General features: G+C 38.9%; 17 protein-coding genes, 3 pseudogenes and 1 riboswitch. Of the genes and pseudogenes, 13 read left to right on the plus strand and 7 right to left on the minus strand.

Annotated features, from left to right (window positions below; genetic code table 11):
* Positions 1 to 230 (minus strand): annotated as a pseudogene (locus tag EJF25_RS20215) (AraC family transcriptional regulator); the annotation flags it as partial.
* 132 nt (positions 231 to 362) lie between these two features.
* Here EJF25_RS20215 and EJF25_RS20220 point away from each other — a divergent pair.
* The 8 genes from EJF25_RS20220 (at position 363) to EJF25_RS20255 (ending at position 12,109) form a co-directional block, all read left to right on the plus strand.
* Entirely contained in the window at positions 363 to 908 is a 546-nt protein-coding gene (locus tag EJF25_RS20220) for a transcriptional regulator (RefSeq protein ID WP_125042464.1), read from the plus strand.
* A 10-nt stretch (positions 909 to 918) separates the two neighbouring features.
* Entirely contained in the window at positions 919 to 2,016 is a 1,098-nt protein-coding gene (locus EJF25_RS20225; protein WP_125042465.1) for an alpha/beta hydrolase, read from the plus strand.
* A 12-nt stretch (positions 2,017 to 2,028) separates the two neighbouring features.
* Positions 2,029 to 3,618, plus strand: a complete 1,590-nt coding sequence (locus EJF25_RS25180; RefSeq protein ID WP_200832955.1) for an alpha/beta fold hydrolase — start codon at positions 2,029 to 2,031, stop codon at positions 3,616 to 3,618.
* A gap of 321 nt (positions 3,619 to 3,939) precedes the next feature.
* Entirely contained in the window at positions 3,940 to 4,929 is a 990-nt protein-coding gene (locus EJF25_RS20235; protein WP_125042466.1) for a GSCFA domain-containing protein, read from the plus strand.
* Positions 4,905 to 7,409 carry a bifunctional UDP-N-acetylmuramoyl-tripeptide:D-alanyl-D-alanine ligase/alanine racemase gene (locus EJF25_RS20240; RefSeq protein ID WP_125042467.1) on the plus strand — a complete coding sequence of 835 codons (2,505 nt, stop codon included), beginning with the start codon at positions 4,905 to 4,907 and terminating at the stop codon, positions 7,407 to 7,409. The genes EJF25_RS20235 and EJF25_RS20240 overlap by 25 nt, the downstream gene beginning before the upstream one ends.
* 155 nt (positions 7,410 to 7,564) lie before the next feature.
* A complete protein-coding gene (locus tag EJF25_RS20245) occupies positions 7,565 to 7,780 on the plus strand; it encodes a Sec-independent protein translocase subunit TatA/TatB (RefSeq protein ID WP_025074964.1) in 216 nt (71 codons plus the stop codon).
* A gap of 11 nt (positions 7,781 to 7,791) precedes the next feature.
* Complete coding sequence (gene tatC / locus EJF25_RS20250; protein WP_200832956.1) at positions 7,792 to 8,649, plus strand: twin-arginine translocase subunit TatC; 858 nt, start codon at positions 7,792 to 7,794, stop codon at positions 8,647 to 8,649.
* Positions 8,650 to 8,764: 115 nt separating this feature from the next.
* On the plus strand, positions 8,765 to 12,109 hold the full coding sequence (locus EJF25_RS20255) for an AAA domain-containing protein (RefSeq protein ID WP_125042468.1): 3,345 nt from the start codon (positions 8,765 to 8,767) through the stop codon (positions 12,107 to 12,109).
* Positions 12,110 to 12,484: 375 nt separating this feature from the next.
* Here EJF25_RS20255 and EJF25_RS26780 read toward each other — a convergent pair.
* The 6 genes and pseudogenes from EJF25_RS26780 to EJF25_RS20280 all read right to left on the minus strand — a co-directional run.
* Positions 12,485 to 12,622, minus strand: a pseudogene (locus EJF25_RS26780) (MFS transporter); the annotation flags it as partial.
* Positions 12,623 to 12,940: 318 nt separating this feature from the next.
* Positions 12,941 to 14,239, minus strand: a pseudogene (locus EJF25_RS20260) (MFS transporter); the annotation flags it as partial.
* 263 nt (positions 14,240 to 14,502) lie between these two features.
* The gene (gene kduI / locus EJF25_RS20265; protein ID WP_125042469.1) at positions 14,503 to 15,423 is read right to left on the minus strand and encodes a 5-dehydro-4-deoxy-D-glucuronate isomerase; all 921 of its coding nucleotides are present in this window, start codon (positions 15,421 to 15,423) and stop codon (positions 14,503 to 14,505) included.
* Between the two features lie 19 nt (positions 15,424 to 15,442).
* Positions 15,443 to 16,849: a PTS galactitol transporter subunit IIC gene (locus EJF25_RS20270; protein ID WP_125042470.1), complete on the minus strand. Its 1,407-nt coding sequence runs from the start codon at positions 16,847 to 16,849 to the stop codon at positions 15,443 to 15,445.
* A 636-nt stretch (positions 16,850 to 17,485) separates the two neighbouring features.
* Positions 17,486 to 19,528 carry a hypothetical protein gene (locus EJF25_RS20275; RefSeq protein WP_125042471.1) on the minus strand — a complete coding sequence of 681 codons (2,043 nt, stop codon included), beginning with the start codon at positions 19,526 to 19,528 and terminating at the stop codon, positions 17,486 to 17,488.
* 17 nt (positions 19,529 to 19,545) lie between these two features.
* Positions 19,546 to 21,231 carry a PKD-like domain-containing protein gene (locus tag EJF25_RS20280; protein WP_125042472.1) on the minus strand — a complete coding sequence of 562 codons (1,686 nt, stop codon included), beginning with the start codon at positions 21,229 to 21,231 and terminating at the stop codon, positions 19,546 to 19,548.
* Between the two features lie 193 nt (positions 21,232 to 21,424).
* Positions 21,425 to 21,647: riboswitch (cobalamin riboswitch) on the minus strand.
* A gap of 252 nt (positions 21,648 to 21,899) precedes the next feature.
* On the opposite strand from EJF25_RS20280, the gene EJF25_RS20285 reads away from it, so the two are divergent.
* From EJF25_RS20285 to EJF25_RS20305, 5 genes are all read left to right on the plus strand, one after another.
* Complete coding sequence (locus EJF25_RS20285) at positions 21,900 to 23,372, plus strand: SUMF1/EgtB/PvdO family nonheme iron enzyme (protein ID WP_160119431.1); 1,473 nt, start codon at positions 21,900 to 21,902, stop codon at positions 23,370 to 23,372.
* Positions 23,373 to 23,772: 400 nt separating this feature from the next.
* The gene (locus EJF25_RS20290; protein ID WP_125042474.1) at positions 23,773 to 24,324 is read left to right on the plus strand and encodes an energy transducer TonB; all 552 of its coding nucleotides are present in this window, start codon (positions 23,773 to 23,775) and stop codon (positions 24,322 to 24,324) included.
* A gap of 27 nt (positions 24,325 to 24,351) precedes the next feature.
* Complete coding sequence (locus EJF25_RS20295; RefSeq protein ID WP_125042475.1) at positions 24,352 to 24,651, plus strand: hypothetical protein; 300 nt, start codon at positions 24,352 to 24,354, stop codon at positions 24,649 to 24,651.
* Positions 24,652 to 24,779: 128 nt separating this feature from the next.
* On the plus strand, positions 24,780 to 25,565 hold the full coding sequence (locus tag EJF25_RS20300) for a LiaF transmembrane domain-containing protein (RefSeq protein WP_125042476.1): 786 nt from the start codon (positions 24,780 to 24,782) through the stop codon (positions 25,563 to 25,565).
* 3 nt (positions 25,566 to 25,568) lie between these two features.
* Positions 25,569 to 26,381, plus strand: a complete 813-nt coding sequence (locus EJF25_RS20305) for a LytTR family DNA-binding domain-containing protein (RefSeq protein WP_125042477.1) — start codon at positions 25,569 to 25,571, stop codon at positions 26,379 to 26,381.
* The last annotated feature ends 164 nt before the right edge of the window (positions 26,382 to 26,545 follow it).

A 26,545-nucleotide genomic window follows, 5' to 3' on the forward strand; every position in this document is an offset into this window, starting at 1 on the left:
AGCGAAAACCAGCGTTTCTTCCTGAAAATCATAATGTTTACGCCCATACTTGATAAGGTCGGCACATTAATGTCTTTCAAATAGATTACATAGAATCCGATATTTTTCCGTATATGGTGCAATGGTTTAATCATAGAGGCGTTTATGACACAGACCTGTGGATGGATTGTGTCGATGCCTAAAAATTCATTGTAGTCTTTAACGGTGTTCAGTATGATAATCTTTTCCATATCAAATATTTGTATTCCAAGAACAAAAGTAATATATTTCTTTGTAATCAGTAAAAGTTATACGGATAACTGTAATTTGGATAACTCTTTTTCTTGGAATAGGGGTAATTTTGCATTGTGAATTAAAAAACAATGAAAATTACGAAGAATGTAATAATGAATAATAGCATTACAATAGACTTGTTTAATAAACTTATGGGGCAGGAAACGCTGCACCCGTTAGTGACACTTGCCGATTTGTCCGGTGATAGGTTGCAGGAGGATTTGTGGATGCCGTGTAACTTCTATGCCCTTATTTACAGACAAGGAAACGAAGACAGTCAAATGTCTGCCCAGCCGATGCTGTGGTTGGTCAAGCCGGGAGAAATATTCGAAATTCCGTCAGCTCGCCATATACAGTCTCGTGAATATACCGGAGTGCTTTTCCATCCCGACCTGCTTTGTGATACACCGTTGGAACAGTCCATAGGCACATATCCCATGCGTTGCCGCTGCCACAGTGTCTTGTCCGAACGGGAACGGCAGACCATCACCGGATGTTTGCATGAGATAGAAAAAGAACTCCGCCATGCAATAGACCGCCATAGTAGCAACATTATAGTTGCACATATTGAACTGTTGCTGAATTACTGTACAAGGTTTTGCAGCTACGAGAAAGAAAAAGTAAAACAATTATAACAAGAGAACAATGAAACAAGTATTTACCCTCGTGTTGGGCATGACGATAACCCTGTCCGGCACACTAAAAGCGCAAGAAAAGATGAAACCGGTTTTCAATGAAGTGGATGCAAAGGAAATCCGCAGCCATAACAGTAACCCATGGGGATTGGTATATAATGAAGCTATTACCAAAAACGAAACAGGCAAAGTAAATATTCACCCCATTACCTACACGCTGAACGGCTTGAAAATTGCCGCCAACGTGTATACTCCTGCCGGATATGATGCCGTAAAAAACTATCCGGCTCTTGTGGTGGCACACCCCAATGGCGGAGTAAAAAAGCAAGTTGCAGGACTTTATAGCCAGCGCATGGCAGAACAGGGCTATATCTGTCTGGTTTTCGATGCTGCCTATCAGGGAGCAAGCGAGGGAGAACCCCGTAATACAGACAAGCCTGCTAACCGCATAGAGGACATCCGTCGTGCTGCCGACATCTTGTCGCAATATCCCGGTGTGGATGTGGAACGTATGGGAATTTTCGGTATCTGTGGCGGTGGCGGTTATACGTTGAAAGCCGCACAGACCGATAAGCGTTTTAAAGCGGTGGCCACGCTAAGTATGTTCAATTCGGGATTGGTGCGCCGAAACGGTTTCCTCGATTCGCAGATAAACAGTGTGCAGGAAAGGCTTGCTGATGCCTGTACCGCCCGTCAGCGTGAAGTTGCCGGAGGCGAACCTGAATATATCGGTGACATGAGCGGCGTGACACCCGAAGAAGCCGCACGACTGCCGTTCGATCTCTATCGTGAGGGATATGGATATTATCTGCAAAGTCACGCGCATCCTAACTCCACATTCCGTTATACAAAAAGTAGTCTTATCGATCTCTTCGCTTTCGATGCTTCTGCGGATATGTATCTCATTAACCAGCCGCTTCTGATGATAGCCGGAAGCATTGCCGATACGTTCTACCTGACCGAGCAATGTTTCAGTCGTGCCACAGGTACGCAGGACAAAGAGCTGTTTCTCATTCCCGGTGCAACGCATATCAAGACCTACTACGTGCCGGAATATGTGGGGTTGGCAGTAGGCAAGCTGACGGATTTTTTTAATACGAAACTATAATACAGGAGAAATATGAAACGAATATATATAACGATTTGCTTTTGCGTGATGATGACCGTAAACTTGATGGCGCAAGCCGTATCACTTGATAACGTATTGACCATGCGCCAACAACATATCATTGAAATTGCCGCCTATACGGGTAAAGGCGATCTGGAGAATCTGAAGCCTGCCCTTGCCGCAGGACTTGATGGCGGATTGACTGTGAATGAAATCTGCGAAGTGCTTGTACACGCATACGCCTACTGCGGCTTTCCTCGCAGTCTCCGTGCTTTACAGACCTTTATCGCTGTGCTTGACGAAAGGAAAGCACAAGGCATAGAAGATACTATCGGTCGGGACGCTTCCCCCATCAAGGATAAGCGTAGTCGCTATGAGCGAGGCCGTGACGTGTTGGCGGAAATTTCCGGTGTTCCTGCTGATATGCCCAAAGCCAGGTATGCTGAGCTTGCTCCTGTCATCGAGCGTTTTCTCAAAGAACACCTATTTGCCGACCTTTTTGAGCGCGATGTGCTGACCTATGCCGAACGTGAACTGACTACCGTGTCCGTGTTGGCGGCAATGGGCGGCGTGGAGCCTATGCTGCGTTCACACATGGGTATCTGCCGAAATCTTGGTATCACACAAGGGCAATTAGAACAAATGCTGGCCATCGTAAAACAAGAAACAGGAAACCATTCTGTTGGAAACCCGATTCTCCTCAAAGAACAAGGCAGCTTTGCCATAGGCGGAACGGTGCAGAAACGTCCCGGTACGTATGATAATTCCAAATTTGCAGGCTTCGGCAATCCAATTGAAGAGGGGCAGACTTATCATGCCGACCATGCAGTAGCGGATTATCAGATACCTGTCGATGCACAACCTCTGCCGCTTGTTTTCGTTCATGGTTACGGACAGTCTGCACGTTGTTGGCAGACCACTCCCGACGGGCGTGATGGTTTCCAAACCTTGATGTTGCGTCACGACTACGGTACTTACTTGATAGACCTACCCGGTCGGGGACGTGCCGGACGGACAACTACCGAATCGAATGTGACTCCTCTTGCTGATGAAGCTCTGTGGTTCGACATTTGGCGTATGGGCGAATATCCCCGTTTCAATGCAGGCGTGCAGTTCCCCACCGATTCGGCCTCAATGAATCAGTTTTTCCGCCAGATGACACCTGATTTGAGTAATCACTCCAACGAGTTGGTAACGAGTTCACTTCATTCGCTTTTTGACCGTATCGGGCAAGGTATACTCGTCACTCATTCCGCCGGTGGATTTCCCGGTTGGCTTGTGGCGGCAAAGAACCCGGATGTTCGTGCAGTTGTATCGTATGAACCGGGCAACTACATTTTCCCCGAAGGGGAAGTACCCGAATCGATGCCTAGCCTGACCGGAACATTGCAAGGAGTGGGAGTACCTATGGACGAGTTTCTAAGACTGACAAAAATACCTATCATACTTTATTTCGGTGACTATATCCCCGAAGTCCTGCCCGAAGATCTTGATGCGGACGACATCACTACACCGGGACGGGATGATGATGACGGCATTGACCTGCCGGATAATGCGAACGGTGTGGAAGCATGGCTTCGTAGAATAGGAATTGTAAAATGATTATGCTATAAATTAATACAATATCGTCAACCATAAACGGTTGGCGATGCTATTTATATATTTTTCTGTAACGTAAATACCTTTCTCTTTTTTTGTCTGAATCGGTTGCCTGATAGTTACTCTTAATTTTAGGGGCTTTAACGTGGTTCTCTTTGGCTTTTTCATAAGAAACAAAATGTAAGCTATTTCAATTAATTCGCTACGCTTTACCCCAATTTACAATTTTGCTATGTGTTTATTTTAGTTGTATATAATGTAGGTAGAATCGTATCTTTATTATACTTTTGTCCTACGATAAAGAATTTAAAAGAAATAAGTAAGATGGATTTTCAAACGAAGGTTGAACTTCCCGTAGGTTTACCTCCTGTCACTCATGCCAGACAAATACTCTTAATGGGATCATGTTTTGCGGAAAATATGGGTTTGCAACTGGCCGAAAGCAAATTTAGGGTAGATGTGAATCCTTTCGGTATTCTTTATAATCCTCTTTCCGTTTTTGCTGCTTTGATTGAAGTATTAAAGGGGAAGGAGTATCAGCAAGATGACCTCTTTATGTATAAGGACTATTGGCATAGCCCGATGCATCACGGCTCTTTTTCTGCTTCTACACAGGAAGAGGCTCTTCGGAATATAAATACCCGTTTGCAACAAGCTCATCAATTTATTTACAAACTTGATTGGTTGATATTGACTTTCGGGACTGCCTATGTTTACGAGCAGAAAGGTACAGGAAAAGTAGTGTCTAACTGCCATAAGCAACCGGAGAACAATTTTACTCGCAGGCTACTTTCGGTAGATGAAATTGTGAGTGCATATGTTTCACTCATTGCCAGTATGACAGCACGAAATTCGAATTTGAAGATACTGTTTACAGTTAGTCCTATCCGGCATATACGTGATGGGTTGCATGCGAACCAGTTGAGCAAAGCTACTTTGTTGTTAGCTATCGAACGTTTGCAGCAACAATTCCCGGAGTATGTTTTCTACTTCCCTTCTTACGAGATCGTGTTGGACGAACTGCGTGACTACCGTTTTTATGCTGATGATATGCTGCATCCGTCTTCATTGACAGTCCGTTACTTGTGGGAACGCTTTTCGGAAACTTTCTTCTCTACGGAAACAAAACAAATAATAACGGCTGTAAAAGACATCTGTCAGGATCTGGCACATAAGCCTTTCCATCCGGGTTCAGAGGCGTATCAACGCTTTTTAGGACAAATAGTGTTAAAAATAGAACGACTTAACGGAAAATACCCGTACTTAGATTTTCAAAAAGAAAAAGAACTATGCCGTATACGATTGAATCCGTAGCCGAATATATCGGTGCCCGTCGTGTGGGAAAACATGAAACTACTATTGATTGGCTGCTAACAGATAGCCGCTCTTTGAGCTTCCCCGAAGAAACTCTATTCTTTGCTTTAACAACGAAACGAAGTAATGGTTCTCGTTATATCCCTGAATTGTATGATCGGGGAGTGCGCAATTTTGTAGTTTCCGAAGAGGATTTTAAGACAATAGATAAGGGAGAATGGATACTGGATGATGCACAATCATCCTCTGTTAATTATTTAATTGTAGCTAATCCTCTGAAAGCTCTGCAAAAGTTGGCAGAGATACATCGGGAGAATTTTAAAATACCTGTAATTGGTATTACAGGTAGTAATGGAAAAACGATTGTAAAGGAGTGGCTTCATCAACTGCTGAGTCCGGATCGTTGCATTGTACGTTCTCCGCGTAGTTATAATTCTCAAATTGGTGTTCCTCTGTCTGTCTGGCAATTGAGTGATGAGGCCGAATTAGGTATCTTTGAAGCTGGAATATCTGAGATGGGAGAAATGGGAGCTTTGAAAAAGATTATACAGCCTACCATTGGTATTCTAACGAATATTGGTGGTGCCCATCAGGAAAACTTTTTCTCTTTGCAGGAAAAGTGTATGGAAAAGCTGACACTTTTCAAAGATTGCGATGTCGTGATTTACGATGGAGATAATGAACTTATCAGCAATTGTGTAGCAAAGTCTATGCTGACAGCACGTGAGATTGCATGGAGCCGTAAAGATATCGAGCGTCCTTTATATATAAACCGGATTATCAAGAAAGAAGATCATACAGTTGTTTCATACCGTTATCTGGATATGGACAATACGTTCTGTATTCCCTTCATTGACGATGCTTCTATCGAAAATGCATTGAATTGTCTGGCTGCCTGCCTTTATTTGATGACACCGGCCGACCAAATTACGGAACGTATGGCACGTTTGGAACCGGTAGCAATGCGGTTGGAAGTAAAAGAAGGAAAGAATGGATGTGTATTAATCAATGATAGCTACAATTCTGATTTAGCCTCATTAGATATTGCACTTGATTTCCTGGTACGTCGTTCGGAAAAGAAAGGATTGAATCGAACGCTTATTTTATCGGATATTCTGGAAACAGGACAAAGTACTGCGACACTTTATCGTCGTGTAGCACAATTGGTGCAAAGCCGTAAAATTAATAAATTGATTGGGGTAGGGCCTGAGATATCTTCTTGTGCTGCCCGCTTGGATGGCACGCCGGAATGTTATTTCTTTCCGAATACAGAGGCGTTGCTGGGATCGGATATTTTAAAATCTCTTCATTCGGAAGTAATTCTGGTGAAAGGGTCCCGTATCTTTAATTTTGATCTGGTATCGGATGAATTGGAGTTGAAAGTTCATGAAACGATTTTGGAAGTAAATCTTGGAGCGATGGTTGCTAATTTAAATCATTATCGTTCCATGCTTCGCCATCCGGAGACTAAAGTGGTTTGTATGGTGAAAGCTTCTGCTTATGGAGCAGGATCCTATGAAATAGCAAAGACATTGCAAGAACATCATGTCGATTATTTGGCGGTAGCTGTGGCGGATGAAGGATCCGAGCTTCGGAAGGCTGGAATTACCTCTTCTATTATTATAATGGATCCTGAACTTACTGCATTTAAAACGATGTTCGATCATAAATTAGAGCCGGAAGTATATAACTTTCATCTGTTGGATGCACTGATCAAAGCAGCGGAAAAGGAAGGAATTACTAATTTTCCAATTCATGTGAAACTTGATACGGGTATGCACCGTTTAGGATTTGAGATCGACGAAATTCCGTTATTGATACGTCGGCTGAAGAATCAGAATGCAGTTATTCCCCGTTCTGTCTTTTCTCATTTTGTGGGGAGTGATTCGCCTCAATTTGATGCATTCACTCGTCAGCAGATCGAACTGTTTGAGAAAGGTTCGCAGGAATTGCAGGATGCTTTTTCACATAAGATTCTACGTCATATTTGCAATACGGCAGGTATTGAGCGTTTCCCAGGCGCACAATTTGATATGGTACGCTTAGGTATCGGACTTTATGGAGTGAGCCCGATAGACAATTCTATTATAAATAATGTAAGTACGCTTAAAACAACTATTTTGCAGATACGGGATGTGCCGGAAGAAGATACGGTAGGTTACAGTCGTATGGGACATTTGAATCGACCATCGCGTATAGCGGCCATTCCTATTGGTTATGCCGACGGACTGAACCGGCATTTAGGGCGTGGCAATGCTTACTGTTTAGTGAACGGAAAGAAAGCCCCTTATGTAGGTAATATCTGTATGGATGTCTGTATGATCGATGTAACTGATATCGATTGTCGGGAAGGTGACCAAGCCATTATCTTTGGAGACGATTTGCCAATCACTGTATTATCAGATAAGTTGGATACCATACCTTATGAAGTACTGACCAGTATTTCAACCCGGGTAAAACGAGTATATTATCAAGATTAGATTGAATAGAAAATGGAAAGTGGATGATAGATAATGCGTTTATGCGGTTATTCATAACACAAATTATCAATTATCCATCGTCCATTATCCATTTAAATACTTATCTTTGCGCGGACAAAGAGAAATAAAACTTCTTAATTAATTAAATAACACCTATGACAAACTTATTATTATTAGGCTTTTTGCCTAGCGGTTCTGAATGGATTATTATTGCTTTAGTTATTCTTCTTCTTTTTGGTGGAAAGAAAATCCCTGAATTGATGCGCGGTTTAGGTAAAGGCGTTAAAAGCTTCAAGGACGGTGTAAACGACGCAAAAGACGAATTGAATAAAGCAAAAGATGAACTAGACAAGACAGATTCAGCTAAGTAAAGAAGAATACAATGGCGGAAATGACCTTTTGGGATCATTTGGAAGAATTGCGCTGGGTACTTTTTCGGGTTATAGGGCTTTGGCTTGTTTTAGCGGTAGGTTATTTTATCGCTATGCCTTATATATTCGATAATGTAATACTTGGCCCTACCCATAATGATTTCGTATTCTATGATTTATTACGGCACATTGGAGAGAGCTTAAACTTGGATGATGAATTCTTTACTCAACATTTTGAAGTAAAGATGATTAATATTAATTTGGCGGCTCCCTTTTTCATTCATATGTCTACTGCCTTTTGGATGTCGGTAGTGACTGCAATGCCTTATCTCTTTTTCGAGATCTGGCGTTTTATCAGTCCCGCCCTTTATCCCAAAGAACGGAGAGGAGTGTTAAAAGCCTTGATTTTAGGAACGGTGATGTTTTTTATTGGCGTTCTGTTGGGGTATTTCATGGTTTATCCATTGGCACTTCGTTTTCTTTCTACTTATGAGTTGAGTTCGCAAGTTGAGAATGTACTGTCTCTTAATTCATATATCGACAACTTTATGATGTTGGTACTATGTATGGGATTGGCTTTTGAACTTCCGTTGGTGACATGGTTGCTTTCATTGCTTGGATTGGTTAATAAATCGTTCCTGCGAAAATATCGTCGCCATGCAGTTGTTATCATTGTGATAGCGTCTGCCATTATTACTCCGACAGGTGATCCATTTACATTGAGTGTGGTAGCTATTCCACTTTATCTGTTGTATGAGATGAGTATTCTGATGATAAAAGATAAGAAGAAAGAGGAAGAAGGTGAAGATGAGTCTGGAGATGAATCAGAAGAAGAGATAAAAGAAGAGACTGAACAAGTAACCTCATAACAAGAAATACAAGGAGAGGATATGTAAATATTTTTCTTGTTATATGCGCCAAAAGAGAACATCAGATTTTGCTGTCTCTTTTGGCGCATTCTTGTTTTACCACTACCTTTGCAATATGGATAAGAAGGAAGGAAGAGAATCATACGAATTACTTCTGGCAGTATGTAAAACCGAAGATGAATTGCTTGCTGTAGGATACAAACAGATGCGTGACTTACTGGAACGAATCTGTCGTATGCAGATGCAGAATGTAAGTTTGCAGATGACTGATTTATCGGCACGTATAAGTTTTGTAGCTGCTAAACTTGGTCTGTCTGTAGTAGAGCAAAATCGGTTGCATACCTTCCGGCTAACCTCTAATCAAATATTGAACCGACGTATTGAACCTGTCCGCGATCATTTATTGAGAGATGCGAAGACATTATCCTTTCTGGTTCGAAAACTTTCTGGTGAAGATATACCTCAGGAGCTTTATCAGTTGTTGCCACGTGCAGATGCTACTTATCTGGTAGCACCTCCGGCTCGTGAACGGGTGCAACGGATGCGAGTTTGTTTTCAGTATGCCGATGAACAATATTTGTATGTGACGCCATTGGAAGAAATCTCCGAAAAGCCATATCTTGTTCGCTATAATATTCCTCAGATAAACGAAGAATTTACGGAAACTTGCCGACTTCTTTGGAGACATGCACAAATCAACTTATTAGATGTGGCTATCGATGAAGCAGGGATACTTACCCCTTCATTTATTGTTCTCGAACCAGATTATTTGATTGATATTAGTGCATTGGCAGAATGTTTTCGCGAATACGGTCATCATCCGGCAAACTATTTTCTATCCCGCCTTCAGCCGATTGAAAATGCTCGTCCTTTGTTATTAGGAAATATAGCTAATCTTTTTTTGGATGAATGGATTCATGCTCAGGAAGAGGAGATCGATTATCGCATTTGTATGCAAAAGGCTTTTCGTCGTTATCCTATTGAGTTGGCTGCTTGCTCGGATTTACGTGATCGTGAGAAAGAACGGCAATTTTTTGATGACTGCAAACTTCATTTTGAACATATACGCGAAACGGTGAAGGATACATTCCATGCACCGGGTTATGAACTGGAAAAGACAGATGCAGTGTTGGAACCTTCTTATATCTGTGAAGCGCTTGGTTTGCAAGGACGTCTTGACTATATGCAACGGGATATGTCTTCGTTTATAGAAATGAAATCGGGCAAAGCTGATGAATATGCAATTCGCGGTAAGGTAGAACCGAAAGAAAATAATAAGGTACAAATGTTGCTCTATCAAGCTGTTTTACAATATTCTATGGGGATGGATCACCGGAAAGTAAGAGCCTATTTGCTATATACCCGTTATCCGCTTCTTTATCCTTCCCGTCCGTCCTGGGCAATGGTTCGTAGAGTGATTGATTTGCGTAACCGGATTGTTGCCGATGAGTATGGTGTTCAATTGCGGAATAGCTTGGAATACACTGCACAAAAGCTGGCTGAGATAAATTCTTCTAACCTGAATGAACGTAAACTGTCCGGACATTTTTGGGAAACATATTTGCGTCCTTCCATTGATAATTTTCAGTCGAAACTGAAAACTCTCTCTCTGTTGGAAAAGAACTATTTTTATGCATTGTATAATTTCATAACGAAGGAACTTTATACGTCCAAATCAGGTGATGTGGATTATGAAGGACGTACAGGGGCAGCTTCTCTATGGCTTTCTACATTGGTGGAAAAATGTGAGTCGGGTGAAATAATTTATGATCTCCGTATTAAAGAGAATCATGCAGCAGATGAACATAAGGCTCATCTCATCCTGTCTCAGTCAGCGATGGCGAAAGAAGACTTCTTGCCGAATTTTCGTCAGGGTGACGCTATTATTCTCTACGAACGGAAACATGAAACGGATAATGTAACCAATAAAATGGTATTTAAGGGAAATATTGAATATCTGACAGAATACGAAATTTGTATTCGTCTTCGGGCTACCCAACAAAATACTTCTGTACTTTCGGAGGATAGCCTTTATGCCATTGAACATGATACAATGGATACTACTTTCCGTTTTATGTATCAAGGACTTTATGCCTATTTATCTGCAACACAAAGTCGTCGTGATTTGTTGTTGTCACAACGATTGCCGGAGTTTGACGAATCTTTGGATCATTTGATCTCTCAGTCGACCAATGACTTTATCCGCATTGCATTGAAGGCAAAAGCTGCCAAGGATTATTTTCTTTTAGTAGGGCCTCCCGGAACAGGAAAGACCTCTTGTGCGCTGAAAAAGATGGTTGAAACCTTTCATGCAGAAAAGGATACTCAAATACTGTTACTCTCCTATACAAATCGAGCTGTGGATGAAATCTGTAAAGCAATCAGTAGCATTCATCCGGAAGTTGATTTCATTCGTGTAGGAAGTGAACTATCTTGTGATGAGGCTTATCGTACACATTTAATTGAGAACGAACTGTCTTCTTGTATTCGCCGTTCGGAAGTGTATGAACGTATCAGGGACTGTCGTATTTTTGTAGGAACGGTCGCATCTATATCTGGCAAGCTGGAACTTTTCCGTTTGAAACACTTTGAAGTAGCAATCATTGATGAATCTACTCAGATATTGGAACCTCAGCTACTGGGTACTCTCTGTGCACGAGGAGAGGATGGGAGGAATGCGATTGATAAATTTATTCTAATCGGAGATCATAAACAGCTTCCTGCTGTTGTGTTACAGAATACCGAACAGTCGGCTATTTATGATGAAACGTTGAAAGCAATAGGATTGACTAACTTGAAGGATTCCCTGTTTGAACGTCTTTATCATAATGCACGTAATTCGTCAGTACATCGTTCATATGATATGCTTTGCCGTCAAGGGCGTATGCATCCTGATGTGGCCTTGTTTGCCAACCATGCTTTTTATGGAGGACGTTTACTTCCTGTAGGGCTTCCCCACCAAATAGAAAGTTCTGAAAAAGTTTGTCGGCTTGCTTTTTATCCTTCTTTACCGGAGAAAGCCGGTACATCTGCAAAGATTAACCATTCGGAAGCCCGTATTGTTACCGATTTGGTTGCACAGATTTATAAGGAGCATGCAGATGATTTTGATGAAGTTCGTACGTTAGGAATTATAACTCCTTATCGGAGTCAGATTGCATTGATCAAAAAATATATTGAGGCATTAGGTGTTCCAGTACTGAATCGTATTTTGATTGATACGGTAGAACGTTTTCAAGGAAGTGAAAGAGATGTGATTATTTATTCGTTTTGTATCAATTATCCATATCAGTTGAAGTTCTTATCAAACCTGACAGAAGAAGATGGCATTCTGATTGACCGCAAACTCAATGTAGCTTTGACGCGGGCTCGAAAACAAATGATGATAACGGGGGTACCAACTCTTTTGGAACGTAATCCTCTTTATGAAAGTTTAATAAATTTAATAAAACGATCTTGAAGCATTGGAATATTTTTGCAGATGTTAGTCTTTATTCTCTCTTTATGCAATTCATTAACACCTAAATATTGAACAAACGCCTATATTTGCAACACGTTTTTTTCATAGAGATTTAGATTTAAGGTTAGAAGAAATGTGGAAGTCGTGAGACTTCCCTTTTTTTCTTCTTAACGTTTGCTATTCTTCATTTTCTGAATGTATCGTTTTTTGTTGAGTACAGAATGAACATGCAGAATAAGTAAACCCAAAAAGCCATCTTCGGGAGAAGAGGCTTTTTTATTTTAAATACTTTTGAATAATTGGTAGAAAAAAAAGGAGAATAGTTCGAAAATGAACTTTTCTCCTCTTTCTAATTTTTTGTTATTTATCAGATTATTATTCTAATACGATTGGTTTATATTTCGGAACTAATAACTTCATCATGATCCAACCGAGAAGGTATGCAACCGAACAGATACAGAAAATAATAAAGTATCCGGCTGGTTTACCAACAAAACCAAAGAAGGTCATTGGCTCTTGAATAATAGTAATATCTTTTTGAGTGATAATCTTATTATTCAACATCATTTCAGCTTCTTTTTCGGCTACAGGTAATTCAAGTGTTTCTACGATCATCGGAATCTGACTAAGACCTGCCTTTTCTACTGCTTTTTGTAAAGGCATGGCTTCGCCTTTATATAAAGCCCAACCGGCTGGGATGTTTTCTGCTCCCTCATGTCCTTTAGCTACTATTTTTCCATTGAGAACAGCTTGATCTGCTTTAGCAATAGTGATTTGATAATCTTTATCAAGTAAAGCTTTGTTGATGACAGGCATTTCTCCTTGTCCTGCTGCGAATACAAACAAGATTCCGGCACAATACTGAAGGATCATAGAACTTACTCCACCTGCCATACCACCTATTCCTGTGATACTTGCAATCGCAGATTTGGGGAACATATCACCCACTGTAGAAAATATATTCGCTGACCATGATTGATGAGCAGCACCACCAATACCAATCAGGATAACCGGGAACCATGGAGAGAAGGTTCCTAATGGCTGTGCCAATAGGACTAGCAATGGGAAGAATGCGAAGATAAGCATTGCCTTCATACGTGCAGCATAGGGGTTCATACCTGTACGATTGATGAAAATGGTTGGTAATTTACCTCCGTAAATGGATAACATCGTGATGGCATATAAGGTAAAGATCAACGCGATTCCTAGTCCTTCGGAAGTTTTAATTCCGAATTGGGTGTTCAGATAGGAAGGAGTCCAGAAAAGGAAGAACCACCATACTCCGTCGGTCATGAACTTACCAACAACAAAAGCCCAAGTTTGTCTGTATGTGAAGCATTGCCAGAATCCCATTTTCTTCTCTTCTTTCTCGTCTGTAGCAACTATAATGCCATCTTTCTCATTGTCTTGCTCAATATATTCAACTTCCGCCTTGTTTACGTGTTTACTTTTAGAGGGAGCTGTATACATGAATATCCAGAATCCCATCCAAATGAATCCAAGAGCACCGATAACGATAAATGCCATTTCCCATCCCCAGGCTTTTGCCAATAAAGGGATACTAAGCGGGGCTACCAATGCACCGATGGAAGCACCGGCATTGAATATAGAAGTTGCATAAGCACGATCTTTTTTGGGGAAATACTCAGCAGTTACTTTAATAGCTGCTGGGAAGTTACCGGCTTCACCTATTGCCAGTACGCAACGGGCTGCCAGAAAACAATACATACTGATAGTTGCGATTGTTACAATAACATCTCCTGTAGCCCCCATCAGTTCGGCTGCACTGTGCAAACCTACGAAATGCTCCGTTATAACACCACAAAATGCGTGTAAACAAGCGCCTGCTGACCATATTCCAATTGCCCAAAGATATCCTTTCTTAGTACCCAACCAATCGACAAAACGACCGGCGAAAAGCATACAGACAGCATATACAATAGAGAATACGGAAGTTATAGTGCCATAGTGTGATTCGTCCCAATGGAATTCGGGCTTGATAAATTCGTCCCAAGTAAGTGAAAGAACTTGGCGATCGAGATAATTAACTGTGGTGGCGAAGAACAACATGGCACATATTGTCCATCTGTAGTTTGTCATCTTTTCACTTGGTTTTTGAAATGCGTTCATGATAATGGATTTAAATGGTTTTTAGTACGTTTACAAAGGTCGGCGTTTTATCTGTTTTTTATAATGGAATATTTGGTCAAAAATATGAATATATAGTTGTATTTACTAGAAATTTCATGATATTATGTACCAAATCTATATAAGTTGTGTTTCTTGGGGGAGAAACCTAATAAACTCGAAAAGCTTTACTCCTTTTTTTCCGCTCAGAAAAGGGAGTGAAGTTTTGGAACTAATTGATATGTGATAATATGATTTGCGCGATATTATCGCATTTCTATATATTTGATCTTGTCCATGTCTCCATAGTCAAGGTTTTCACCTGCCATTCCCCAGATAAACATATAGTTGCTGGTTCCGGCTGCTGCGTGAATCGACCATTCCGGTGACATAATAGCTTGTTCATTCTGCATCCAGATAATTCGTTCTTCCTGCGGTTCGCCCATAAAATGACAGATAGCATTGCTTTCCGGTACATTGAAATAGAAGTAAGCCTCAATACGGCGGCTATGTGTATGTGCTGGCATCGTATTCCATACACTACCTGGTTTCAATTCTGTCAGTCCCATCTGTAATTGGCAAGGACCTTCTTTCAATACATTATTAACGATTAGTTGATTGATAACGCGGTCATTACTTTCTTCCGTTTTTCCTGCCGGGAATGAATTGGCTTTCAATGAGCCTTTACGACCGTCGATGGTGATTAACTGAGTTTTGTATTCTTTGTGAGCAGGAGCTGAATTGATATAAAATTTAGCTGGTTTGTTTGAATTTTTGCTCTTGAATGTAACTTTCTGATTACCTCTACCTACATATAAAGCGTCTCTGAAATTCAGGACATATTCTTTACCGTCCACTGTTACGATACCTTCGCCACCTACATTAATAACACCTAATTCGCGGCGTTCAAGAAAATATTTAGCTTTCAAAGGATCAATTGTTTCCAGTACCAATTCTTTAGTTACAGGAACGGCACCACCAAAGATAAAACGATCGTACATAGAATAAGTAACGTTGATTTCATCTGGAACCATTACTTTTTCCATCAGGAAGCTATTACGCAAACGGTTGGTATCATACGTTTTTACATCTTGCGGGTTGCAAGCTACTTGCATCTTGTAATTTACTTGGGCAGAAGCTGAGATAGCTGCGATACCTAACATCATTGCAATTGCTAATTTTTTCATATTTCGAAATTTAAATGAATTATATAATTAAGTTGTTTTTATTCATTAAAGCGTCTTTCTTAGTTATACGGATGCGGTTATAAATTGCCATTCCAAGTGCAATGACAACGAGGATTGCCGGACCGATGATCTTAATACTGTAAGTCAGATGGAAAATACCCCAGCAAAAGAGGCTGGAAGCAAAGTCGAGAGCACCTCCCTGGAAACCTTCCGGAATATTCACAGTCGGATCTCCGGTAGCTGCGTATACGTCTTTGGCGGCCAAAGTGAAATATCCTGCCAACCCTGTTACAAAATACAGACCGATAATCAGTGCAACCAATCCGATAATGAATGATTTTACCACATTACCTTTTGTAATAGGAAGAATCATCGGAAACAAATAGAACATACCTGCCAGAGAAGCTAAAGGCAAGAACCGGTTACCGGGCAGAATGACTGCAAGGAAAATAGTAACGGGAATCAGCAGAAGAGATACAACTAAAGTAGTCGGATGTCCAATTACCAATGCGGGACTCATACCGATACTAAGTCCGGTACTATTCTTATATTTTTTAGCGATTAACTCACGTGTAGCATCGGAAATAGGTTTTAAACCTTCAATAAACAGGCTGGTGATACGTGGGATCAGCTCCATTACTGCACCCATTTTAATTCCTAATCCTAATATGCTTGGAATATTGTCTACCATTTCTTTCCAGTTACTACACCCTAATGCGCCGATGCCACAACCAATTACGATACCCAGAAATAATGGTTCGCCCATCAAACCGAATTTTTTCTTCATCCCTTCCGAGTCAATATTCAGTTTATCAAATCCCGGAATCATATTTAATAACTTATTAATGACAATAGCAAAGGGAACAAAGCTCTGACAAAAAGGTTGTGGAATTGAGATACCGTCCATCTTATCATAGAACTTTTGGAATACATGTGCAGTCATATCTGCCATTACAAGTGTGATGATATAGCAGATGATAGCTGCGAAAAACCCCAAAAGAATACTGTCGGAAGCAAAATAAACAATTGCACCAATAAATGCAAAATGCCAGTAGTTCCAAAGGTCAATATTTACGGTACGGGTTGTTTTAGTAAGTAACATTAATAGATTAACTCCCAGGCAGACTGGAATAATTAATGCGCCAACTGAAGTATTGTAGGCAACTGCAGCAGCAGAAGGCCATCCCATATCGAAGATACCTAATTCTAACCCGTATATTTCAACCATTTTAGTTAATGCAGGACCAAGACTGCTCGTCAATAAAGCTGTTACTACAGACAAACCAACGAAGCCGACTCCTACTAATAAGCCGCTTTTAAGTGCTTTAGCGAATTTAATACGGATACATACTCCTAAGATTGTGAAAATGACCGGCATCATCACTGCCGCTCCCAAACCGATAATGTACTTAAAAACTTCTTCCATTTTGTCCTATTTTTTTCTGTTTTTAATGATAAATTACTGTGTTTCCCCAGAGGGCGTTACTTGTAGACCGTGCCAAAAATACGACCTTTTCTGATTCCTTCCAAGACGAAACTCTTAATTTATACGTTGTTGCATCAAAAAAGTGCATTTTTGACGTTTACGTGCACAAAAATGATTGTTTTCGTGCACGAAAAATTAAAAATACAGTTATTAAACTAAAATTTTGAGGGAATATATTATTTATATAGTAGGAGAATCTGTATGGATAAACCTTAAAATAATGAATTGTATGACAATACTTTCTTTCAGTTTTTTTGAAATGTTAAAGTGAGTGGTAAACATTTATTTATGGTAGATATGATGAGTGGAAAACCGACTTTTTGGGGGAGTGAGAGTAACTGAATAGATGATGATTCGTTGTTCGTAATCTTGGTAGCTCAATTATCTATCGAAGTAGAATTATTTTTATGAATAGAGGCTGTTAATTGCAATCTGTTGGTCGTAAAGTAAGAAAAGGGGTATCAGCCTAAGCAAATTACCCCTTTTTTTTATATGGATTAATTATTATTGAAACACTTCCGTTTTTACATTTAAATGTTTCCGTTTAAATGAGGATAAATAAAGAAATCCCGAAATTTATTCTTTTGTATATTTCCCATCTACCATATCTTGGTAGGTTGGGTTATAAACCAAATTTTCTAAAACATTCCAAGTGGTGGAAGTAAGAGACGGAACTGCTTTTTTCAACCCAGAAAAATCGCTAATAGCTCCCCACCATTTAATCGTTACATCACCAATCTCTTCCACGTTGCTGAAATCTTCCAGATTTGTACGGAGTTTAAAAGAACTTGCTCCACTTGCATAAGAAGAACCATTAAAAGTCAAACTTTTGATCTTTTTCAATACTGGCATGTTTATCCCTCCATTTTTTATGTTCTGAGAATAATTCAGGGTGAACTTTTCCGTGACTTCTTTCAATTTAGGAAATGAAATTGATTTAAAGTAATAACCATTTGAAACATCAAATGTCCCGATTTCCTTTAGATCTTCAAAGATCGCATTTACTGTTCCCGCAATTCCGTTACCCGAATAAGTGAATGTTCCGATATAAGTGACATTTTTCAATATCCAGTCATCTTCTGATAAATATCTGTAATTGGATACTTCTAGTTTGCCGTTAATTTTAGTTGGAACAACGAATGTGGGGACAACAGCTCCTACTTGTGAACCTGCATTAAATTTCACATTCGATAATTCTGCGTTTGCTTTAATGTCTGCAAGCTGGTAACAAGCAACAATCTCTAATGAAGGCAGATTTTCTACTTTGTTAATATCAAGAGTTGATAATACAACGAGATAATATAGATAAATCGAAGTGCCGACCGATGAAAGAGAAGGGATTTCCAAAGAAGTTAAGGACTTTAGATATTCGATATCTAATTTTCCACCTACGTTCTTTAGTGCAGGAAGAGAAAGAGTTTCAATACTTAATGCTCCCATTTTGATCGTTAAATCATTGCTTACATTTTCTAATAGAGGTAATTCTATTTCTTCAGTAGAAGAATTAGACGTATTTCCTGTCAATGAAAGGGTGGGTACAGAAACTAGTTTAGGAAGACTGATTTTAGTTGCTTTATCTAAATTGGCACTAGAGAAATTCCCCCCACATTGTGTAAATTGGGGAAGTGAAAGTTCTGTAATGGAGCCTAAGGTAGACAGAGTCACATTTCCACCAACTTTTTCTAATTTAGGTAATGACAGGGTTTCGATCTTTGTATATTTCTCAATTTGCATATTACACCGTACATGATTGAATACAGGCAAAGCCAAAGTGGTGAGATAAGTATTACCGGAAGAGGCTTTCATAATGAAGTTCTCATCACAAGTTTCCAAAGAAGAAAAATCTGTCATGGCGAGCATATTGGCATCAATATAGGTATCACCCACAGTTTTCAGTTTAGGAAAGATAAGTGCTGTAACCTGCGATGAGTTAATTTGTAATTGTCCTAAAGACTCTAGAGATGATAAAACAACTGCAATTCCTTCTTTAGGTGTGGTTGGAGTAGTTGCCGAACCAATCGTCAGACCTCCTGCAGAGACAATATTTTCTAATCCGGCAAGAGAAGAACCTGCAAATGAGTTATTAATAACAATGTTATATCGAACATTTGTTAAACCGGATAATGGTGATAGATCTTTGACAGGATCATCCGTTGTCCCATTAATAGAGCCGAGTATGAGGTTACCTTCGATCGTATTAATACCTGTTTTGGCGAAAGCATTCACATCTGCCTGTGTAAGTAATTCTATGGTACCTTCGCTATTCACATCTGTACGTTTTACTGTATATATATAATCTTTGAGTGTCTGATTGTGTGACACAACACGAAATACATGTTCGCTATTCCAATCTTTAATGTTTGCTGGTGAAGGGAATAAATCTGTTTGCTCGCAGACTGAATATTCTACTTTGGCATCTTGTAGAGATTCGTTTTGTGGTATAGTCATGACGATTTGGTTACCAATAATTGCTGCTTCATATCTGCTCCCACCGATAGAAGTTAATGTGAAGGAATTGATATGGTTATCAACTCCTTCGAAAATTTCTTTCGAATCATTGTCGCATCCGCAAAGGGTGAAAAGGAATAAGAAAGTTCCTAAATTGAATATATTTTTCATTGTTCTGTATTTTATGTTTATTTTTTAGTCAGATTATAATCAGTGAATCCAAGTACCTCGGTTGAGATTTCACCGAGCCATCCGCTTTGAGCATTAACACCTACTTGTACTTTAATAAAGTCGATATATTTTAGATTGGCAGGTTTTCCATCGTAGGTAACTGCGTCTGAGATTTTGAAATAGTTATTACCGTCATTGGTTATCATGTCAATCTTGCTGTAATTATCAGCATATCCCCAGTCATAATCCCGGTTCTCCCAATAAGTTCCGCTTCCGGAAGTATCTTCATTACGAGCTTGAAGACAGCTTCCACGTAATGTATAGCTATCTCCTGTTATCCAAGTTGGATATTGGGGATTGAGATTGAGGTTTCCTTTCTTTCCTTGGTTATCTTTCCATGTGATAGGCATACCAAGACTCTTTGGACGATAATAAGTCACAGCGTAATCCTGAATTGTTTCCGCTTTTCCATATTCCGAACCTTTGAGTTCATACCAAGTGTCATTAGGTAGTCCGTCCCCATTTTCATCTTGCATAACCCAAACAATCCCCGGTTCTGAAGAATTTGAGAAAGAATTACCCCGCACTGCAAAATCGTAGTTACCTTTATTATCTATACTGTGGTCGAAACCGACAATTATATATCCACCAAATCCGCCTAAGGAAACATAACCGCTGTTTTTTAAAGTCGTTTCTGCTGCCGAGCAAGCTGTTTCCATAGTAGTACCACTTGTAATTTGTCCGACGAATTGTCCGGGTGCAGCTACTATCTCGTATATCTTTGAAAAATCTGCTTTACTTGATCCGTTAGCCACATGATAATAACTTCCTTCCGGCGCACATATATTTATGGTCATCGTTTGCGATAGTTCCCCGATGTGTTGGCTTTTCACGGTAATCGTAAGTTTATAAGTACCCGTTTTTGTTGGAGTAAAGATAAGAACCGGATCACTACCTTCTTGCAAAGCACCTTCTTGTCCTTCCATGGTCCATTTATAAATAACATCAATTGCGTTCGTGATATCTAAAGGCATTAAACGAAGTGAGCGTCCAATGGCCATGTTATATTCAGTTTGGTCGAAGGTCCAGCTAAAAGGAAGCTCGTCTACCGTACAATTTTCAACAGTGAATTCGATATTATCACTACCATCTTCATTCTCAGTTGCAAACTTAAGATTGAAAGTACCTTTTTCCTGTGATTTAAAAGTATAATCTTTTTCGGTAGATACTACTTCTCCGTTCACAGTCCATTTATAAGTGGTGGGAATAGCAGTCTGGGTGACAATCGGATTGAAAACCAGTTCTTTCCCGATTAGAATTTTATATCCGCTTTCCGCTCCTGCCAAAGAAATTGTAGGGATTTCTTTATCGACCACATCAATACGTAATTCTTCTTCTGTTGTACCATTACGGTTGGATACACTCAAAAGAACAAAAACTTCTCCTGTTTTTTCTGCCTTATAAGTCAGATGAGATTCTCGACTAACAATCTTGCCATCAATACTCCAAACGAATAGAGCTTCGTTTGCATGTTTATAACTTGGACTAATGGTTAATTCACGTCCATTTTTCACGGTGTAGATGCCGGTTTCGTTATCTAGTGTAACTTTGGGAGCCATTTGTGAATCCCAATTTTCATCATGGTTGTTGCCGCAAGAGGACACAATTGCCATAATTCCGAATAAAAGTAATAGTTTTCTCATATATACATTTATATTAAATAATTAATACTATGACTTTTACAACATGGTAAAGATCTTATTCTACCACGTGGTTGTTCGGAACAATCTGCACGCTACCTAGTCCTCTTCAGGATTGGATAAATTGAATGACAATACAGGTTTCACAATGAGTTAGCCTATTCTGTAATTTGCTCCCGTTTTCCGCAAGTGCAAAATTGTTCGAAGTGTGGAGATAGGTCTTCTGGCTTGTTCTAGTTTTGACGCCTTCCCGGTTTATTTATACCAGTGGCAAAGATTGTCAAAACCTGTTTACCTGTTTGAGGTAACGGAGAACTTACAGCAGCGGAAACTGCTACCGATTTACACGGTATTCCCTTTTTCATTTCGCTTTATGCCCGTTTAGGGATAATTAGAAAATCTTCACGCAGCAAAGATAATGTTTTTAGAATAAAATAATTCAATTAAGCAATTATTCCATTAGATAAAATCTCATTTTATTATCTTGTAATAAATGATTTTTGTTATTTCAATGAGTTTTTCGAAGTATGGGTGAGGATGGGACCGGCAGAGTATTGGTAGAATGTAAGAAACCGTTTTATTAATACAGAATTATTTTCTACAAGAATAGTCTATTAAATAATGTAAATTATTTAATTTTGCACTCAACAAACATGTAATAGATGTTGCTTATGGAATATGATGTTTTTATTAGTTATGCGAGAAAAGATTACGTTACGGAAGAAGGGACAGTTATTCCGGGCAATATTGTGTCACAAATAAAAGATGTCTTGATGAATAATGATATCTCTTTTTGGTTTGATGAAGAAGGCGTGTATTCGGGAGATGAATTTGCAAAGGTAATTGTACAAAACATAAAGAAAGCAAGTATTTTCCTTTTTATATCGACTAAAAATTCCAATGCGTCACAATGGACAAGTAAAGAAATTGCGACTGCAAATCATTTTAAAAAGAAAATTTTACCTTTCCGATATGATGATACACCATATAATGATGCTGTCATGTTGCATATTGCTGATTTGGATTATGTTAGTTATCAGAAGAATCCTCAAAAAGCATTCTCTAGATTAGTTTTGTCTATTAAGGATTACTTGGCATATGTAAAGGTTAATTCTCAGTTTAGGTATGATGACGCAACTCATATGGAAAAAAGTGATACTGCTGTGAATGAATGTACAGACAGAACTGAATTCAATGCTAAGATAGATCGAAATTTGAATAACGGGGATAAGAGGAAAGAAGCAGCAACGAAGAAAAGAACAATTTTAGATTTGCTTAAAATAAAAAAGGTTTATCTAGTGATAATTGGTATGTCTCTTCTAATTGTAGTAGTATTTGTTTGCACTAAGTTTATTAATCGGTATTTACAACATTTTCACAAAACCATAAGTCATGTATATCATGATGAAGGTATTTATGATGTTAAATGGTTTGAAGTAAATGGAGTTAAGTTTCCTATGATAAAAGTTCAAGCTGGTACTTTTTTGATGGGGGATAATGATCCGGATGCTATTCAGCATGAGGTTACTTTGACAAAAGATTATTATATAGGTCAAACTGAGGTAACACAGGAATTGTGGAAAACCGTTATGGGCAGTAATCCTTCGAAATTTAAAGGTAATGATTATCCCGTTGATAATGTTTCTTGGGAAGATTGTATAAAGTTTATTACTCGTTTAAATTTATCTACGAATAGAAAATTCCGTTTGCCAACTGAGGCTGAATGGGAATATGCTGCAGGTGGTGGATCTGAAGATCTTGATAATCCTGAAATTCTAATTGATACAATTATAAAAGTAAAGCCTGTGTATAGTGGCAATGATACCTTATCTTATGTGGGGTGGTATAAAGAAACAGGAGATGAAGGTACACATGCAGTAAGAAGTAAAAAGCCTAATAAACTTGGGATATATGATATGAGTGGGAATCTTTGGGAATGGTGTCAGGATAGATATGTATCTTATTCTGCTGAAAAAGTTACTGATCCGGTAGAGACAGGAACAGGAGATAAACGCGTTCGGCGAGGGGGTAGTTGGAGAGATAATTCTAATTGTTGTCGTGTGACTTTTAGAAGTCGTTTTAAACCAGATGAGAGGAGAGAGTGGCATGGTTTTAGGTTGGCGCTTGATTGCTTGGAGAACTGATTGTTCAAACGTTTATTTTTCAATGATAAGACAAAGATTGGATATTTTGTGGAATAGAGATAAATTTATATGATAAGGTAAGTTTAGATTGAAAATTTACATGAATAATACGAAATGATATGATCAATAAAAATGTTAAATAGGTTCCTTCTTTTATGTACTGTTACCCAAAATCTCAAGTATTGATTTATATGATTTCAAATAATAATTATTATTGTATCTTATAGATTAGTAGCAATCTCTTCATCTATTGATCGTTTTTTATTATTACGTGAAGTTAATATGTTGGAAATGTATACGAATTTGCTACAGGAATTACTATAGAACAATTATTTTAGGGGGTAAAGACTGTTTTCTTTAAAGTTTTTTGTATTATTGTATAAATTAAAAAAAGAAGACTATGAATAAACAGATTTCCAATAGTTCAAAGTGGTTGTTCTTGCTGCTTTTCTTGTTTACTGTGACTTGTACATTTGCTCAAAAAATAGATGAACTGGTTCTTGATTCTGCGGAAGTTATGCCTTTATTTCCTGGAGGAAATTCCAAAATGATGCAATATTTAAGGATTCCGGTTTCGGAAGTAACATCTATGGCAGGTGGAGTGCAGCAACATCCCATTATCCAGTTTATTGTGGATAAAGAAGGAAAGATAACTAATGCTAAGGTTGTACGTTCAGTGGACCCTTCGATAGATGAAGCTGTATTGGAATTAGTAGAGGATATGCCTGCATGGATTCCTGGTGAACAAAAAGGAAAGAAAGTTAGAGTACGCATGTCAGTTCCTGTTTTTACCGTTTCCAAAAGTAGCTTGAAACTGGAGGAACTGGAAAGGAATAAAAAATATGAAAGGACAGGAGGAAGATCAGATAGAGGAGCATTACTGATCATTGATAATGTGGATGTTGGCTCTGATTTCAGAATAGATTATATGAACATTGAAAGCATTAAATAATTTAAAGTCCTGAAAGGAAGAGAGGCTTTGGAGCTTTATGGTGAGAAAGGTAAAAATGGAGTTGTCTTGATTAAGCTTAAATCCGTAAAGGAGATGAAAGGAATGACTGTGGCCAAGAAGGTTACCGAAATGTTAAAGGATAAAGGGATCAGTAAGAAAACACAGATAGTGTATTGTTTAGACGAAAATCAATTACCCCCTGAAGTTTCTGAAATTATATCAAAAAACGAATACAATGAGAAGACGGATTTTATAGCAATAAAAGAAATAAAAAAAGGAGTTGCATATGTAACGTTAAAAAATAACAGTTCCTTTTATATCAGATAGTTGCATTCTTTATTTGCCGATCTTTATCCGGCATTCATCGGTTTATTGACCGTAAATCAACAGAAAAACCTGTAGAAGAGTAGAGAAATGATGTATCTTTGAGCCATCAATCAATAAACATAGAAAGTATGGAACCAATACAAAAAAAATCTTCTGATGCAGGCTTTTCCGGTAAAATTCTGATAGCTTCCCTTTTTATTATTTCGGGAATATTGTTGTTTGCTCGTAATGTAGGATGGATCACTACTGATTTATTCGATATTATCGTATCCTGGTACTCCTTATTAATTATACTAGGTATTTATTCGATGTTTCGCTGCCATATTATTAGCGGATTAATTTTATTGCTGATAGGAGTTTACTTTTTGCTTGGAGGACTTTCGTGTCTACCGGAAAATGCTCAGGCAATGGTATGGCCTGTGGCATTGATCATAGCAGGTATTCTTTTGCTTTTCAAATCTCATCGCATGGGACCTTGGGGACATGGACCTATGGCACATCATCATAGAGAATGGATGAGACATAAGAGAAGACCGGGGATGAATTTTATGGAGAATCAACAGCAAAGTGAATCGGTTGATGGTTTCCTCCATTCCGAAAATGTTTGGGGGACAGCACGACATGCTGTACTTGATGAACTTTTCAAAGGAGCGGCAGTACACACCTCTTTTGGGGGGACAACGATTGATTTACGGCATACGCATATTGCACCGGGAGAAACCTACATTGACTTGGACTGTAGCTGGGGAGGAGTTGAGATTTATGTTCCTTCTGATTGGAAAGTTGTGTTCAAATGCAACACTTTCTTTGGAGGATGTGATGATAAACGTTGGCAGGGGGGGAAAATAAATAAAGAATGTATATTGGTGATTCGGGGAACACTTTCTTTCGGAGGCATTGAGGTTAAAGACTAAAATATGAAAGTACATCCGATTATAGATTATCCTTACCGTTGGATTCCTATATTGGCACTGGGACTGATTCTTGTAATTATTCAAGTGGTTATGATGTCCGGATATGCCGGAGCCGATTATGTGCCTGCTGTGATAGATGCTATTGCAACAATTGGTTGGTTGATGGCATTAGGTTATCTGGCATGGTTTGTCGTGGGATTTGTTTCTGTGTTGCAGGCTGAAGTGATTGTGTTAGTTACAGGTATTCTGATTTGGTTGGCTGGCAGTTTCATGGTTTGCGATGTGATGGAACGCATTATGGGTATTACTTATACCTCTTTTGTACCGACAATCCCTTTTCGTTTATTATTTGGTATTCCTACTTGGATGGTAATTCTTCTTCGGTATCGTTTGATAGTGGCAAATGAAGAAGTTCAAAATCAGAAAATGACAAAGGAGACTATTGTTTCACAATTGGAAGAAGAACTTGAGCCACCTAAAGTTGAGTTGATAGATCGTATTACAGTCAAAGATGGTTCTCGTATTCACCTGATCACGACTGATGAATTAATTTATATCCAAGCTTGTGGAGACTACGTAATGTTGATTACTCCTTCAGGCGAATACGTGAAGGAGCAAACGATGAAATATTTTGAGACTCATTTGCCACAAGAAATATTTGTTCGTGTTCATCGTTCAACGATTGTCAATGTGACACAGATTTTACGTGTAGAACTTTTTGGAAAAGAAACTTATCAATTGCTGTTGAAAAATGGAATAAAACTTCGGGTGAGCCTTTCGGGATATAGATTGTTGAAAGAACGATTGGGATTATAGTTTTAAGTGCTGAGTGCCCCCTTCTCTCATTCTGTTTTGAAACCTTATTTTTTCGAGTACATTAGTAAAAGTATAGGGATATTGTCTTCTTAAGTCATATGTGTAAACGCTTAATTTTGTCTTTCTTCAACTCTGATAATAATATTACAATGGGAGATACAGAA

This window comes from Bacteroides faecalis (assembly GCF_003865075.1).
Lineage (GTDB): Bacteria > Bacteroidota > Bacteroidia > Bacteroidales > Bacteroidaceae > Bacteroides > Bacteroides faecalis.